This is a genomic window from Zoogloea sp. LCSB751, from assembly GCF_002028455.1.
Classification (GTDB): Bacteria; Pseudomonadota; Gammaproteobacteria; order Burkholderiales; family Rhodocyclaceae; genus Zoogloea.
In genome coordinates, this window is record NZ_MWUM01000332.1 from 1 (window position 1) to 259 (window position 259).

Annotated in this window: 1 protein-coding gene; it reads left to right on the top strand. The window is 62.2% G+C overall.

Annotation, left to right across the window (positions count from 1 at the left end):
• On the top strand, nucleotides 1-259 hold a 259-nt coding region (locus tag B4920_RS26845), incomplete at both ends, for a carbon starvation CstA family protein (RefSeq protein ID WP_305847135.1).

Here is a 259-nt window from a genome sequence, read left to right on the forward strand (position 1 = left end):
ATCCTCGCCACCATAGTCCCCATCGACCAGATCATTGGCCGCTTCTATCCCATCTTCGGCGCTCTGCTGGTGTTCATGTCGGTCGGTCTCATCGTCGGCCTCATCGTCTCGGGCAAGGGCTTCTATAACACCGGGATGGACTTCTCCAACCTGCACCCGACCGAGCTGCCGCTCTGGCCGCTGCTGTTCATCACCATCGCCTGCGGTGCGGTCTCGGGTTTCCACGCCACCCAGTCTCCGCTGATGGCGCGCTGCATGC